General features: G+C 73.1%; 13 protein-coding genes and 1 tRNA gene. 10 read left to right on the top strand and 4 right to left on the bottom strand.

Going from position 1 to position 14,370, the window contains the following annotated elements; translation table 11 throughout:
* The first annotated feature begins 5 nt into the window (after positions 1–5).
* Positions 6–890, top strand: coding sequence for a Ku protein (locus tag B5M43_RS06850; protein ID WP_134745889.1), 885 nt, complete (start codon positions 6–8; stop codon positions 888–890).
* A gap of 12 nt (positions 891–902) precedes the next feature.
* Here B5M43_RS06850 and B5M43_RS06845 read toward each other — a convergent pair whose 3' ends face one another.
* Positions 903–1,649 carry a DedA family protein gene (locus B5M43_RS06845; RefSeq protein WP_055991885.1) on the bottom strand — a complete coding sequence of 249 codons (747 nt, stop codon included), beginning with the start codon at positions 1,647–1,649 and terminating at the stop codon, positions 903–905.
* 40 nt (positions 1,650–1,689) lie between these two features.
* A tRNA-Leu gene (locus B5M43_RS06840) sits at positions 1,690–1,771 on the bottom strand.
* Positions 1,772–1,880: 109 nt separating this feature from the next.
* Here B5M43_RS06840 and B5M43_RS06835 point away from each other — a divergent pair.
* From B5M43_RS06835 to B5M43_RS06800, 8 genes are all read left to right on the top strand, one after another.
* The gene (locus B5M43_RS06835) at positions 1,881–3,026 is read left to right on the top strand and encodes a CpaF family protein (RefSeq protein WP_230667749.1); all 1,146 of its coding nucleotides are present in this window, start codon (positions 1,881–1,883) and stop codon (positions 3,024–3,026) included.
* Positions 3,023–3,883, top strand: coding sequence for a type II secretion system F family protein (locus B5M43_RS06830; protein WP_134745888.1), 861 nt, complete (start codon positions 3,023–3,025; stop codon positions 3,881–3,883). The genes B5M43_RS06835 and B5M43_RS06830 overlap by 4 nt, the downstream gene beginning before the upstream one ends.
* Entirely contained in the window at positions 3,880–4,818 is a 939-nt protein-coding gene (locus tag B5M43_RS06825; RefSeq protein ID WP_134745887.1) for a type II secretion system F family protein, read from the top strand. The genes B5M43_RS06830 and B5M43_RS06825 overlap by 4 nt, the downstream gene beginning before the upstream one ends.
* 45 nt (positions 4,819–4,863) lie before the next feature.
* Positions 4,864–5,052 (top strand): hypothetical protein, encoded by a 189-nt coding sequence (locus B5M43_RS06820; protein ID WP_055992022.1) that lies wholly within the window; start codon positions 4,864–4,866, stop codon positions 5,050–5,052.
* A complete protein-coding gene (locus B5M43_RS06815) occupies positions 5,052–5,480 on the top strand; it encodes a TadE/TadG family type IV pilus assembly protein (protein ID WP_374198159.1) in 429 nt (142 codons plus the stop codon). The genes B5M43_RS06820 and B5M43_RS06815 overlap by 1 nt, the downstream gene beginning before the upstream one ends.
* The gene (locus B5M43_RS06810) at positions 5,455–5,919 is read left to right on the top strand and encodes a TadE family protein (protein ID WP_134745886.1); all 465 of its coding nucleotides are present in this window, start codon (positions 5,455–5,457) and stop codon (positions 5,917–5,919) included. Before B5M43_RS06815 ends, B5M43_RS06810 begins: the two co-directional genes overlap by 26 nt.
* On the top strand, positions 5,916–6,344 hold the full coding sequence (locus tag B5M43_RS06805; RefSeq protein ID WP_134745885.1) for a pilus assembly protein TadG-related protein: 429 nt from the start codon (positions 5,916–5,918) through the stop codon (positions 6,342–6,344). Before B5M43_RS06810 ends, B5M43_RS06805 begins: the two co-directional genes overlap by 4 nt.
* Positions 6,345–6,496: 152 nt before the next feature.
* Positions 6,497–7,669: a PHP domain-containing protein gene (locus B5M43_RS06800; RefSeq protein ID WP_205829493.1), complete on the top strand. Its 1,173-nt coding sequence runs from the start codon at positions 6,497–6,499 to the stop codon at positions 7,667–7,669.
* A 356-nt stretch (positions 7,670–8,025) separates the two neighbouring features.
* Here B5M43_RS06800 and B5M43_RS06795 read toward each other — a convergent pair whose 3' ends face one another.
* Positions 8,026–9,345 (bottom strand): MFS transporter, encoded by a 1,320-nt coding sequence (locus tag B5M43_RS06795; protein WP_230667746.1) that lies wholly within the window; start codon positions 9,343–9,345, stop codon positions 8,026–8,028.
* 90 nt (positions 9,346–9,435) lie between these two features.
* On the opposite strand from B5M43_RS06795, the gene prfB reads away from it, so the two are divergent.
* Complete coding sequence (gene prfB / locus B5M43_RS06790) at positions 9,436–10,545, top strand: peptide chain release factor 2 (protein ID WP_134745884.1); 1,110 nt, start codon at positions 9,436–9,438, stop codon at positions 10,543–10,545.
* 323 nt (positions 10,546–10,868) lie between these two features.
* On the opposite strand, the gene B5M43_RS06785 is transcribed toward prfB, so the two are convergent.
* Positions 10,869–14,339, bottom strand: a complete 3,471-nt coding sequence (locus B5M43_RS06785; protein ID WP_134745883.1) for a bifunctional proline dehydrogenase/L-glutamate gamma-semialdehyde dehydrogenase — start codon at positions 14,337–14,339, stop codon at positions 10,869–10,871.
* Positions 14,340–14,370 lie beyond the last annotated feature (31 nt).

Here is a 14,370-nt window from a genome sequence, read left to right as displayed (position 1 = left end):
GTGTCATGCGATCCATCTGGAAGGGCGCGCTCACGTTCGGGCTCGTCAACGTGCCGGTCAAGGTGTACGCCGCGACCGAGGACCACGACGTGAGCCTGCACCAGGTGCACAACGCCGACGGCGGGCGCATCCGGTATCAGCGCAAGTGCGAGGTGTGCGGGCAGGTGGTGGCGTACGCCGACATCGACCGGGCGTACGACGACGGCGACCGCACCGTGGTGCTGACCGAGGAGGACCTCAAGTCGCTGCCGGCCGAGCGGAGCCGCGAGATCGACGTGGTGGAGTTCGTGCCGAGCGAGCAGGTCGACCCCATCACGTACGACAAGTCGTACTACCTCGAGCCCGACTCCGCGTCGCCCAAGGCGTACGTGCTGCTGCGGCGCACGCTCGAGCAGACCGACCGCACCGCGATCGTGCGGTTCTCGCTGCGCCAGAAGACGCGCCTCGCCGCGCTGCGGGTGCGCGGCGACGTGCTCATGCTGCAGACGCTGCTGTGGTCCGACGAGGTGCGCGAGGTGTCGTTCCCGTCGCTCGAGGAGTCGGTGCGGATCTCCGACAAGGAGCTCGAGCTGTCGTCCAGCCTCGTCGAGAGCTTCTCGAGCGACTTCGATCCGGACGAGTACGTCGACGAGTACCAGAAGGAGCTGCGCACCCTCATCCAGGCCAAGCTCGAGAAGGGCGACGCGATCGACACCGACGCGACCTTCGGCGAGGCCGAGGAGGAGGGCGGCGAGGTCATCGACCTGATGGAGGCTCTGCGCGCGAGCGTCGAGCGCTCCCGGGCGTCGCGCGGAGGAAAGGGCGACGAGAAGAAGCCCGCGGCGAAGGACGAGGCCGACGAGCCCGCCGAGGAGAAGCCCAAGCGCAAGCGCGCGAAGAAGGCGTCGTAGCGGGCGGGCCGCCTACAGCTTGATGTCCGGCGTGCCGTCGCCGTCGATGTCGGCGCCGCGCTGGAACACCTCGGGCTCGAGCACGAGCTCCTCGACCGGCGGCGCCGACTCGACCAGACGGGCCTTGCGGCGCTCGGCGAAGTAGTGCCAGGCCGTGACGATCACGGTGCCGAGCACGGCGACGATCAGGATCAGGTCGATGTACTCGGTCACGAACTCGCCCACGAACGGGATGAACGCGATCAGGTAGCCGAGCATCGTGAGGCCGAAGCCCCACAGCACCGCGCCGATCAGGTTGTAGAGCGAGTACCGCTTCCACGGCATGTGCCCGACGCCGGCGGCCACCGGCGCGAACGTGCGCACGATGGGGACGAAGCGGGCGAGGATGATCGTGATGCCGCCGAACCGCTCGAAGAACGCGTTCGTGCGCTCGACGTTCTTGACGCTGAACAGGCCCGACTGCTTGCGCTCGAACACCGCCGGGCCGCCCTTGTGGCCGATGAGGTAGCCGACCTCTCCGCCCGCGAAGGCGGCGAGAGCGATCAGGCCGCTCGTGATCCAGATGTTCACGCCGAACACGTCGACCGTGTGGGTCAACAGCCCCGAGATGATCAGGAGCGTGTCGCCGGGGAGCAGGAACCCGACGAGCAGGCCCGTCTCGGAGAACACGATGAGGCACACGACCAGCAGGGCCCAGGGGCCCGCCGCATCGATGATCGTCTGCGGATCCAGCCAGGGGATGAGAGCGAGAGGATGCACCGTTGTCCTGTCTCGAAGAGCGTGCTGTGAACGACGTTCGTGCGGAAGGTGGGACTTGAACCCACACGCCCGGAGGCACAGGAACCTAAATCCTGCGTGTCTGCCAGTTTCACCACTCCCGCGAGCCCGTCCAGTCTACTGACGGCCCCGTCCGGTCCGGTGGGGGACAGCCCTCGGGTTGGCTGTGGATAACTTCCCGGCCGATCCGCGTCACGCGGCCATCATGGCCGTGTGACCCCCAGCACGTCAGCCCTCGTGGAGAGGGTGCGCGACCGGCTCCGGGCCGAGCAGGCGGATCCGGCGCGCTCCCCTGAGCTGGTGGCGCGGATCGCGCAGGCCGAGGTGCGTCGGCACAACGACGTCGCGCTCGCGCGCGGCACCGCGCCGATCGACGACGAGGCCGCGCGGGTGCGAGAGGTGCTGGCCGCCGTCACCGGCTACGGGCCGCTGCAGCCGTACCTCGACGACCCGGGCGTGGAGGAGCTCTGGATCAACGCCCCGGACAAGGTGTTCGTCGCGCGCGGCGGGGTGTCCGAGCGGGTGCCGGTGCAGCTCACCGATGCGTCGGTGCGGGACCTGGTGGAGCGCATGCTCCACGCCACCGGGCGGCGCGTGGACCTGAGCCAGCCGTTCGTCGACGCGTCGCTGCCGGACGGATCCCGCCTGCACGTCGTGATCGGCGGGATCGCCCGGAAGCACTGGGCCGTCAACATCCGGAAGTTCCTCGCGGGGCACCGATCGCTCGACCGCCTCGTCGCGCTCGGATCGCTCACACCGGATGCGGCGCAGCTGCTCCGCGAGGCGATGCGCGACGGCCGCAGCGTGCTGGTCTCGGGCGCGACGCACGCGGGCAAGACGACGCTGCTGGGCGCCCTCGTCGGCGCGAGCCCGGAGGGGCACCGCATCATCACGGTGGAGGAGACGTTCGAGCTCGGCGTCGACGCCCCCGACCTCGTGGCCCTGCAGGGGCGTCAGCCGAGCCTCGAGGGCACGGGCGAGATCACGCTGCGGCGGCTCGTGAAGGAGGCGCTCCGCATGCGGCCCGACCGGCTGGTGGTCGGCGAGGTACGCGACGCCGAGGCGCTCGATCTGCTGCTCGCGCTCAACACCGGCGTGCCCGGCGCGGCGACCATCCACGCGAACTCGGCGGTGGACGCTCTGGGGCGGCTCGCCGCGCTGCCGCTCCTCGCCGGCCGCAACATCGACCGCGGGTTCGTGCTCCACGCCGTGGCGACGAGCGTCGACCTGGTCGTGCACTGCGAGCGGCTCGCCGACGGCTCGCGCAGGGTGGCGGAGATCGTCGAGCCGACCGGCCGCATCCTGGGCGAGGTCCCGGAGGTGCGGGCGGTGCGGGCTCCGGCGGAGGTGCGGGGATGACCGTGCTGTGGGGCGTCCTGCTGGGAGGCGGGCTGCTGCTGACGGTCTCGCCGTGGCTCTGGCCCGTCCGGGAGCGTGCGGAGGGGCGAACGCCGAGGACCGGTGCGATCGGGCGGCTGCTCGCCGGCGCAGGCCTCTCGCATGTGCCCGAGAAGGTCGTGGTGCTGGCGTGCGCCGGATGCGCCCTGCTGTCCGCGGCGGTGGCCTGGCTGGCCACGGCCGTCCCCGCGCTCGCCCTGCTCGCGCTCGCCGCGGGCGCCGCCGCGCCGATCGCGTGGCTGCGGGCCCGGCGCTCGCGGCTCATCCGGGCCCGGCGGGCGCTGTGGCCGGACGTGTGCGATCTCCTCATCGCGTCGGTGCGGGCGGGGATGTCGCTGCCCGATGCGATCTCGAGCCTGGCGGTCTCCGCGCCGCCGACGCTGCGGGCGGCGTTCGGGCGCTTCGAGCGCGACATGACCGCCTCCGGGCACTTCGACTCCAGCGCGGACCGCCTGAAGGCGGCGCTCGCCGACCCGATGGCCGACCGGATCGTGGAGACGGTCCGGATGGCGCGGCAGGTGGGAGGAACCGAGCTGGTGCCGGTGCTCCGGGCGCTGTCGGCCTCCGTCCGGGCCGATGCCGCGCTGCGGGCCGAGGTGGAGTCCCGTCAGTCGTGGACCAAGGGCGCCGCCGTGCTCGGCGTCGTCGCGCCGTGGGTGATCCTGGCGCTGCTCGCGCTGCGTCCCGAGGGCGCCGAGGCGTACTCGAGCCCGGCCGGCGTCGTGCTGATCGTCGGCGGGGCCGTGGTGTCCTTCGTCGCGTACCGCGTGATGATCCGCATCGGCCGCCTCCCCGAGCCGAGGCGGTGGTTCGCGTGACGTGGGCGACGGATGCCGCGCTCGCGGTGCTCCTCGGCGGCGCTCTGGGAGCGGGCATCTGCCTGCTGCTCGTGCTGATCCCGCGCATCGGCGCGCCCTCGCTCTCTCGCCGGATCGCGCCGTACATCCGCGACGTGACGGATCCGGCGGGAACCACGGCGTGGAACCTGCTCGCGCCCGGCACGGCGGCCTTCGACTGGCGGGCGGTGGCGGATCGCGTCGCACGGTGGGCCGTGCGGCTCCTGGGCACATCGGACACGCTCATGATCCGGCTGGCGCAGGCGGGGCGTCCCGTCGATCCGGCCGCGTTCCGCGCCCGCCAGCTCGCCTGGGGAGTCGCTGGGCTCGCCGTCGGCGCCATGGCCGTCGTCGGGCTCGCGCTCGCCGGGTCGTTCAGCGGTCCGAGCCTCCTGCTGCCGCTCGTGGGCGGCGCGGCGGGCGTGCTGCTGTGCGAGCTGCTGCTCACGAGCCAGGCGAGGGCGCGCACCGCCCGCATCGCCGACGAGCTTCCGACCGTGCTCGAGTTCCTCGCGCTGTGCCTCGCCGCGGGCGAGGGCATCCTGGACAGCCTGCGCCGCGTCGGAGCCGTCGGCTCCGGGGAGCTCACCGCCGAGCTGCGCGCCGTGGTGCTCGACGTCGGAACGGGATCGAGCCTTCCCGACGCGCTCGCCGCGATGTCGCGCCGCCTCCAGGTGCCGGCGCTCTCTCGCGCGGTGGAGCACATCGTGGCCGCGCTCGACCGCGGCGCGCCGCTCGCGCAGGCGCTGCAGGCGCAGGCGTCGGACGCCCGCGAGGACGCCAAGCGCTCGCTGATCGAGACCGCGGGGCGCAAGGAGATCCTCATGCTCCTGCCTCTGGTGTTCGGCCTGCTGCCGCTGAGCGTCGTGTTCGCGGTGTTCCCCGGCGTGTTCATGCTGCGGCTCGGGATCGGATGACCCGGGCCACCGTTCGAGATGAAGGAGACGGACATGGAGAGACTGATGGAGCGGGCGCTCGTGCGGGCCCGGACGGCGTGGGGAGACCTCTGCGACGACGAGCGCGGCGACGTCCCCGGCTGGGTTCTCATCACCCTCATGACGGCCGGCTTGGTCGTGGTGATCTGGGCGCTTGCGGGTCCCGCGCTGTCGGGGCTGTTCGAGCAGGCGATCTCGCGCGTCTCCGGACTGTGATCGCGCTGCCCGCCATCTGGCACGGGCGGAGCCTCGGCTTCGCGCCGGCGGGGGAGGCCGAGCGCGGCTCGGGCCCCGCCGAGTTCGTGCTGGTCGGCGGGCTGCTGACGCTGCTCACGCTCGCGGTGATGCAACTGGGCCTCGCGGTCTACGTGCGCAACGTCGTCCACGACGCTGCGGTGGAGGGCGCTCACCATGCGGCGCTCGCCGATGCCGCGCCGGGCGACGGTGCCGAACGCGCCAGGCTCGTGATCTCGCGGGCCGTCGGCGCGCAGTACGCCGAGGACATCGCCGTGTCGCGGACCACGACCGGGGGTGTGCCGTCGCTCGCGATCACGGTGCGCACGACGCTGCCGCTGATCGGACTCCTCGGAGTCCCCGCCGGGCTGGAGGTGACGGCCAGTGCGCCGCTCGAATCGCTGCCGTGACGCCGCACGGCGGCTGCGCAGGCTGATCGCGGACGATGCGGGCTCGGCGGCGCTGGAGTTCCTGACGGTCGGCGTGCTGATGCTCGTGCCGCTGACCTACCTCGTGCTCGCGCTGGGTCAGATCCAGTCCCAGACGCTGGGAGTGGAGTCGGCCGCGCGATTCACCGCCCGCGTGATCGCGTCCGGTCCCGCGGCGGGCGACCCGGATGCCGTGCTCGCATCCGTCACGCGCGGGTACGGCATCCAGAGCTTCGACGCCGACGTGAGCTGCCGCCCTGCCGGGCCGTGTCCGGCCCCGGGCGGCACCGTGCTCGTCACGGTGACCGCGTCCGTCAAGCTGCCGCTGGTTCCGCCGCTGCTGGGCCTGGACCGCCTGGCCGTCGTCCCGGTCGAAGCCACCGCGGTGCAGAAGGTGTCGCGCTTCTGGGAGGCCGGATGACGGCGGCGCGCTTCGACGTCCGCGGCGACGAGAGCGGCAGCATCCTGCCCCTCACGCTCGGGTACGCCGTGCTCGCGATCGCGCTGATCCTGGTGTGCGTGAACGCCACGTCCCTGTATCTCGCGCAGAAGCGGCTCGACGCGCTCGCCGATGCGGCCGCGCTCGCCGCGGCGGACGGGTTCTCGCTCACGCTCGAAGGCGGCGTGCCGCGCGCCGAGCTGGACGCCGACCGGATGCGCACCCAGGCGCAGTCCGTGATCGACGTCGCGCCGGGCGACGCGGTGCTGGTCGGCGCGTGGACCGCGGACGGCGCCTCGGCACGCGTCACGGTCGCCGGCGCGTGGCATCCGCCGGTGTTCTCGCCGTTCGTTCCGGGCGGCGTGCCGCTGGAGGCGACCGCGACCAGCCGCAACGCGCTCGACTGAGGCGGGTCAGCGGCGCCGTCGCGGGTGATCGTGGCCCGGAGGAAGCCCCGCGTTCCCCGCCCGTTCAGCGGGCGGCCACGCCGATCGGCGAAGGTCGCAAGGCCGCCCCCGGCCGGCGCCTTCCGCCCGTCACCCTCCCGGAGAGTTCCCCCATGCCCGACCCCATCCTGCCCACCCACCTCCCGCGCTGGGCCGACCCGGCGATCCCCGAGGCGTCCCTCGACGCGCAGGGCGCATCCCGCCGCTCGTTCCTCCGCGGAGTCGGCATGGCCGCCGGCCTCGCGCTCGCGAGCACCGTCCTGCCTCTGGCCGCGCCCGCGGCCGCCGCGAGCGCCCGCCGCGGCGATCCCGAGCTCGCCTGGCTCGTGGGAGATCACCACGTGCACTCGCGGTACAGCCACGACGCCAAGTACGACTTCGACCAGCTCGCCCGGAAGGGCGCCGAGTACGGCCTCGACTGGATGGCGTTCACCGAGCACAGCAACCACGGCAACGCCGCCAAGGGCGCCGCCGCCGAGCACGCCGAGATCATGGCGGCCCGCGCCCGCAACCCGCGGCAGCTGATCTTCCAGGGCCTGGAGTGGTACATCCCGGCCGCCGAGCACGGCACGGTCCTGGTGGCTCCGGGCCGCAACGAGGTCGAGCTGCTGCGCGAGTTCCAGCGTCGCTGGGACGGAAAGCTCAACGGCTGGGCCGCCGACCTGCCCGAGAACGAGGCGCGCGCCGTCGCGGCGCTGCAGTGGCTCGGCGAGCAGCGGGCCGCGTCGTTCGTCGACGACGTGCTGGTCCTCGCCAACCACCCCTCCCGCCTCGGCATCGACTCGCCGCACGAGATCCGCGCCTGGCGCGACGCCGCCGACGGCATCTGCGTCGGCATGGAGGGCGCACCCGGCGCCTCTCGATCACCTCCAGCTCCGACAACCACCGCACGATCTGGGACACGTGGCGCGACGGCGACATGCCCGCCGGCGAGAGCTTCGACTCCCTCGGCTGGAAGCCGAGCCCGACCGACACCGGCGTTCCGCAGCCCGGCAGCGACTTCTGGCCGGGCGAGTTCAGCCGGACGCACGTCGGCGTCGCGCGCCACGGGTACCTCGAGGTCATGGATGCCCTGCGTCGCGGGCGCGTCTGGGTCGATCACGGCCACCTCGTGGACGCGCTCGACGTCCGCGTCGTCGCCGAGGGCGACCGCGGACCCGGGGTCACGCTGGGCGGGCGCCTCGCCGCCGCGCGGGGCGAGCGGATCGAGCTCCGCATCACCGTCCGCACCGCCAGCCGGCCGAACCCGAAGGGCGTCCTGCCGCAGCTCGGGCACCTCGACGTGATCCGCGGCGCGGTGACGGGCGCGGTCGCCGACCGCGACTCCTGGCGCGCGCCGGACACCAAGGTCGTCGAGCGGATCGACACCAGCGGACGCCGCGGCACCTTCGAGCTCCGCCTTCCGCTCGGACGCGCCGCCGAGCCGTTCTACATCCGGCTGCGCGGCAGCGACGGCCGGCGACAGGGGACCGGCTACCTCGGCGCGGCGATCGACCCCCGCCGGTCCGATCACGCACCCGGACAACGAGGGCGACCCCTGGGCCGACACCTGGCTCTACACGAACCCCGTCTTCGTCGACGTCCGCTGAGCCGGTGTCCTCCGCCGTCGCACCGCCGGCGGCGGAGGGGCGGCTGCGGACCGTCAGTCGCGCCCGGGCGTGGGCACGAAGCGCGGCACCCAGCGGATGAACGCGAGGGCGCCCAGCAGGCCGATCGCGCCGATGCCGCCGGCGGCCACCGAGATCGAGGCGACGGCGGTCAGGCCCGACACCAGCAGCGGGCTCAGCGCGCCGCCCGCGTCGGTGATCGTGCGCCACGCGCCGAGGAACGGCGCCGGATCGGTCTTCGGGGCGATGTCGGAGCCGAGCGTCAGCAGAATGCCGCTCGACAGGCCGTTGCCGACGCCGATCACCGTCGCGAAGACGCCGAACCACATCGTCGCGGCGTCGAGCTCGTGCGTGAACGACAGCGCGAACAGGGCCCCGCCCATCAGGATCAGCGCGGGCACGGCCGCCCAGAGCCGGCCGAAGCGGTCCATCACCTGGCCGCTGGCGTAGAACAGCGCGAAGTCGAGCGCGCCCGAGATGCCGACGACCAGCGCGATGGTCGACGAGTCCAGCCCGATCGACACGCCCCACAGCGGCAGCACGGCGGGACGGGAGGCCCGCACGGCCGACAGCGACGCGGCCGCGAGGCCCAGGCGCGAGAGGACCCGCCGGTGACGCGCCATCGTGCGGAACACGCCGATCCGCTCGGCCGTCGGGATGGAGCCGGTCACGGCCTCGCCGGTGTCCTCGGCCTCCAGCGCCTCGGGGTCCTCCTCCTCGGTCGGCCGCGTCTCGGCGGCGCGCGCCGCGCGATCCGCCGCCTGCTCCGGATCCGGCCCGAACGTCACCAGCAGACCCACCACGACCAGGCAGGCGCCGAAGAACCAGATGCTCGCCTCCTCGTTCTCGAAGATGCCGAGCAGGCCGGCCGCCACGAACGGCCCGGTGAACGCGCCCAGGCGGAACGAGCCGCCGAGCAGCGACAGGGAGCGGGCGCGGTAGGCGAGCGGCACGCGCGTGGTCATGAACGTGTGCCGCGCGAGCGCGAACGCCGAGGCGCAGACGCCGATCAGCAGCACCGACAGCATCAGCACGCCGAGGTGACCAGACAGCAGCATGCCGGCGATCCCGATCAGCGACACCGCCGCAGCCAGGGTCATGGTGTGCCGCTCGCCGATGCGCGACACGAGCCAGCCCGCGGGAAGGTTCCCGACCAGCTGCCCGACCACGAGCATCGCGGTCACGAGCGCCGCGGTCGCCAGGTCGGCGCCCAGCTCCCTCGCGATGATCGGGAGCAGGGGCAGGATGGCGCCCTGGCCGACCGAGTACAGCGCCGTGGGCCCGTAGATCATCGGGGCGTAGCGGCGGATGGCCTCCGCGGCCGCGCCGCGCCGGGGATCGGGTGCGCTGGTCATCTCCTGCCACGCTACTCCCGTCTCGCACGGGGCCGGCCAGCGCCCCGGTCCCGCGCGGCGCACGGCCGCGCCGCGATAGGCTGGGGCGTCATGCTTGATTACGATCCTTCCGCCGAGATCCAGGCGCTGCGCACCACGTTCGCGAACATCCGAGAGGTGGTCGACGTCGACGGGCTGCGCGCCCAGATCGCGCGGCTCGAGGAGGAGGCGGCGGCCCCCGGCCTGTGGGACGACACCGCCAACGCCCAGAAGGTGACGAGCGCCCTCAGCCACGCCCAGTCCGCCCTCTCGCGCGTCGAGGGCGTCGGGCGCCGCCTCGACGACCTCGAGGTGCTGGTCGAGCTCGCGAACGAGATGGGCGACGAGGACTCGGTCGCCGAGGCGAAGAAGGAGATCACGGATCTCGAGAAGGTCATCGGCGACCTCGAGGTGCAGACGCTGCTGGACGGCGAGTACGACGACCGCGGCGCGGTCGTGACCATCCGCTCCGGCGCGGGCGGCGACGACGCCACCGACTTCGCCGAGATGCTCATGCGCATGTACCTGCGCTGGGCCGAGCGCCACAAGTACCCCGTGAAGGTTCTCGACACCTCCTATGCCGAGGGCGCGGGCATCAAGTCGACCACGTTCGAGGTCGACGCCCCGTACGCCTACGGCATCCTGTCGGTCGAGGCGGGCACGCACCGCCTCGCGCGCATCAGCCCGTTCGGCTCGGCCGACAAGCGCCAGACCAGCTTCGCCGCGGTCGAGGTCATCCCCGTGATGGAGGAGGCGCAGGAGGTCGAGATCCCCGAGAGCGACCTGCGCGTCGACGTCTTCCGCTCGTCCGGGCCGGGCGGCCAGTCGGTCAACACCACCGACTCGGCCGTGCGACTGACGCACCTCCCGACCGGCATCGTCGTGTCGATGCAGAACGAGAAGTCGCAGATCCAGAACCGCGCGGCCGCCATGCGCGTCCTGCAGACGCGACTCCTGCTGCTGCAGAAGGAGGAGGAGGCCGCGAAGAAGAAGGAGCTCGCGGGCACCATCACGGCGAGCTGGGGCGACCAGATGCGCTCCTACTTCCTCTACGGCCAGCAGCTCGTCAAGGACCTGCGCACCGGCTTCGAGGTCGGCAACCCGGCGGCCGTCTTCGACGGCGACCTGGACGGCCTCATCAACGCGGGCATCCGCTGGCGCAAGCGCAAGGTCGAGGACTGATCCGTCCTCATCCGGACTTTTCGAGGCCGCCCGTCCCCGAGGCCTTCTCCGCACGTCGCATTCGCGACGCGCGGAGCCTCTGGCCCGTGGGCCCAGGCTGATCCAGCCGCGGGCGGCCTCATCCGTCTCAGGGGGTGACGTCCGTCACATCCGGCCTGTGAGCGGCGGCGTCCGTTCCGGAGACCGGATGGATGGGGCCTGCGTGCCGGATGTGATCACTCGCGCCCCAGCACTCACACCCGTCCGGTTTTCGGAACGAACGTCGACCCGTACGACCGAGGGGCCGGCGCCATGCGGCGGCCGGCCCCTCGGGGTGCGTCGGATCAGCGGCCCCCGAGCACCGGCACCTCGTAGCGGCGCGGGTTGCCGAAGCGGTGCGCCGAGATCGAGACCGCCTGCTCGTGCAGGAACGGCAGCAGCTCCACGCGACCGGCCGACACGACCGGGCCGTCGTAGACCGCCACGCCAGGCGCGCCGTTCGTGGCCTCGATCACCGCGGCGGTCGAGCCGCCGATCAGGCGGATGCGTCCGCCGGTGACGGCGAGCTCGGCGGCGCGCGCCGCCCAGGACGCGGCGGCCTCCACCGACACGTCGACGCCCTCGGCCGCGAGCCACGACGACACCGCGCGGGGGAGCGGCTCAGACGTGCTCACCGTGATCGCGGCGCCCGTGCGGATGCCGCCCGCGACGACGCGCACGAGCTCGGCCGCGCGGCCGCCCTCGACGCGCACGGTCACCGGGACAGGGGCGTAACGCAGCACGTTCTGCTCGAACTGCAGGCCCTGCACGTCGACCGCCGCGCCGAACTCCTCGCGCCACGCGGCGGCGTCCGTGCGCAGGGCGTCGGTCAGCCAGGCCCGCTCGTCCTCGGCGAGGGCGCCGCCCACCGCGGCGATCACGCCGCGGCCGTCGGCGTCCAGCTCGCCGCCCGCGCGCACCGTCGCGTCCGAGAACGTGCCGAGGCCGAACAGGTAGCTCGGGCCGCCGGCCTTGGTGCCCGCGCCGATCGCCGAGCGCTTCCACCCGCCGAACGGCTGACGCTCGACGATGGCGCCGGTCGTGGCGCGGTTGACGTACACGTTGCCGGCCTGGATGCGCTCGAGCCAGCGCCCGACCTCCTCGGCGTCGAGCGAGTGCAGGCCCGACGTGAGCCCGTAGTCGACCGCGTTCACGATGTCGATCGCCTCGTCCAGCGTCTCGGCGGTCATGATCCCGAGCACGGGGCCGAAGTACTCGGTCATGTGGAACTCGCTGCCGGGCTTCACGCCCTCGCGGATGCCCGGGCGCCACAGCCGGCCCTCGTCGTCCAGCTGCTCGGGCTCGACGACCCAGCGCTGGCCCGGCTCGAGGCGGGTCAGGGCGCGGTGCAGCTTGCCCTCGGCGGGCGAGATGAGCGGGCCGATGCGCGACGGTGCCTGCCACGGCAGGCCCACGTCGTAGCCGTCGACGGCGTCCAGCAGCTGACGGCGGAAGCGCTCGGACTTCGCGACCGAGCCGACCAGCACGACCAGCGACGCGGCCGAGCACTTCTGACCGGCGTGTCCGAATGCCGAGTATGCGACGTCCTTGGCGGCGAGGTCCAGATCGGCGCTGGGCGTCACGATGATCGCGTTCTTGCCGCTCGTCTCGGCGAGCAGCGGCAGGTCGGGGCGGAACGAGCGGAACAGCTCGGCCGTCTCGTACGCGCCGGTCAGGATGACCCGGTCGACTCGCGGGTGGGCCACGAGGCGGCGGCCCAGCGAGCCTTCCTCGACCTGCGCCAGGCGCAGCACGTCGCGCGGGACGCCGGCCTCCCACAGGATGTCCGCCAGGACGGCGCCCGAGCGGGCGGCCTGCGGCGCCGGCTTCAGAATGACCGCCGACCCGGCCGCCAGGGCGGCGAGCGTCGAGCCGGCGGGGATCGCGACCGGGAAGTTCCACGGCGGCGTCACGACGGTCAGGCGCACCGGCTCGAAGCGGGCGCCGTCGACCTCGTCGAGGGCGAGCGCCTGCTCGGCGTAGTAGCGCGCGAAGTCGATCGCCTCCGAGACCTCCGGGTCGCCCTGCTCGATGACCTTGCCGGCCTCCGAGCCCATGACCTCGAGCAGCTCGGCGCGATGGGCCTCGAGCGCGTCGCCCACGCGGTAGAGGATCTCGGCGCGGGCCCGGGCGCCCAGGGCGCTCCAGCCCTCGGCCGCAGACGCCGCGCCCGCGACGGTCGCCTCGAGCTCGTCCTCGGTGCCGAGCGTGTGCTCCTTCAGCGTCTCGACACCGAGCGTCGACGAGGCCATGCGCGAGCGGATGCCGTCCGCCCACGCGCGATTGGCCGCGATCGCGGGGTCGCTGTCCGGCGCGTTGACGAAGCCCTGGCCCGGGCCTTCGGCCGGGACGACCGGGGCCGTGCGGTCCTGCACGCGGTTCGGTCCCGGCACCTCGTCGGGCATCATCGCGATCGAGAGCAGGAAGCGGTTGCGCTCGCGCTCGAACAGCGCGGGGTCGCTGTCGAGGTCGAACACGGCCGACATGAAGTTGTCGGAGCTCGCGCCCTCCTCGAGCCGGCGGATCAGGTACGCGATCGCGACGTCGAACTCGTCGGGGTGCACGACCGGCGTGTAGAGCAGCAGCGAGCCCACATCGCGGCGCACGACCGCCGCCTGGGCGGTGGCCATGCCGAGCAGCATCTCGATCTCGATCGACCCGTCGCGCAGGTCGATGCCCCGCTGCTCGGCGAGCAGCTTGGCGAGCGCCACGTCGAACAGGTTGTGGCCCGCGATGCCGAGGCGCACGTTGCGCGTGCGCTCGGGCGTCAGCGCGTAGTCCAGCACGGCCTTGTACGACGCGTCGGAGTGGGCCTTGCTCTGCCACGTGGCGAGCGGCCATCCGTGGGTCTCGGCGTCGACCTGCTCCATGGGCAGGTTGGCGCCCTTCACGACGCGCACCTTGATCGGCGCACCGCCGGCGGACACGCGCGCGGCGGCCCACTCCTGCAGGTCGATCATCGCGGCGAGGGCGTCGGGCAGGTAGGCCTGCAGCACGATGCCGGCCTCGACGCCGCGGAACCGCTCGCGCTCGAGGATCGTCTTGAAGACCGCGATCGTGAGGTCGAGGTCCTTGTACTCCTCCATGTCGAGGTTGATGAACGTGCCGTTGCGCTGGGCCGTCTCGTACAGCGGCAGGAGCGCGTCGACGGCATGGGCGACGGCGTCGTCGAAGGCCCACGGGCTGTGCGGCGCGACCGTCGAGGAGACCTTGATCGACACGTAGTCGACGTCGTCGCGCTCGATCAGGCGACGCGTGCCGGCGAGGCGCTTCTCGGCCTCGCGCGCGCCCAGGATGGCCTCGCCGAGCAGGTTCACGTTGAGCCGCACGCCCTCGGTGCGGATGGCCCTGAGCGCCGACCCGAGGCGCTCGTCGCGCGCGTCCACGATCAGGTGGCGCACCATCCGGCGCAGCACGGTGCGGGCGATCGGCACCACGATGCCGGGCGCGATGGGCGCCGCGAACCCGCCGAGCGCGATCAGGCCCCGCAGCGGAGCGGGAAGGAACTTCGGGATGACGGGCGTCAGGCGCTGCAGGTTGCGCGCCGCGACCTTGAGGTCCTCGGGGCGGACGACGCCGTCGACGAAGCCGACGGCGAACTCGAGGCCGTGCGGGTCGCGCAGGACGCCGGCCAGGTTGCGGGCGGCCGCGTCGACCTTCTCGTCGCGGGCGGCGGCGAGCCAGGTGCGGACCTGCGCGACGGCCTGCTCGGCGAGTGCGCCGTCGATGTCGCCGCCGCTGTAGACGGGCGGCGAGGCGAGGGAGGAGGAGCTCATCTGAACTGCCTTTCGGGGGTATGGATCCCTT

This window comes from Microbacterium sp. MEC084, assembly GCF_004514465.2.
Classification (GTDB): Bacteria; Actinomycetota; Actinomycetes; order Actinomycetales; family Microbacteriaceae; genus Microbacterium.
Note: the sequence above shows the minus strand (reverse complement) of the source record. Positions and strands in the feature narration are given on the sequence as shown.

Bases quoted from the DNA above. Each gene is read 5' to 3' on its own strand.
- B5M43_RS06850 (WP_134745889.1), top strand. From the start codon at position 6: ATGCGATCCATCTGGAAGGGCGCGCTCACGTTCGGGCTCGTCAACGTG.
- B5M43_RS06830 (WP_134745888.1), top strand. From the start codon at position 3,023: ATGACCGTGCTGTGGGGCGTCCTGCTGGGAGGCGGGCTGCTGCTGACG.
- B5M43_RS06820 (WP_055992022.1), top strand. From the start codon at position 4,864: ATGGAGCGGGCGCTCGTGCGGGCCCGGACGGCGTGGGGAGACCTCTGC.
- B5M43_RS06805 (WP_134745885.1), top strand. From the start codon at position 5,916: ATGACGGCGGCGCGCTTCGACGTCCGCGGCGACGAGAGCGGCAGCATC.
- B5M43_RS06800 (WP_205829493.1), top strand. From the start codon at position 6,497: ATGCCCGACCCCATCCTGCCCACCCACCTCCCGCGCTGGGCCGACCCG.
- B5M43_RS06795 (WP_230667746.1), bottom strand. From the start codon at position 9,345: ATGACCAGCGCACCCGATCCCCGGCGCGGCGCGGCCGCGGAGGCCATC.
- prfB (WP_134745884.1), top strand. From the start codon at position 9,436: ATGCTTGATTACGATCCTTCCGCCGAGATCCAGGCGCTGCGCACCACG.
- B5M43_RS06785 (WP_134745883.1), bottom strand. From the start codon at position 14,339: ATGAGCTCCTCCTCCCTCGCCTCGCCGCCCGTCTACAGCGGCGGCGAC.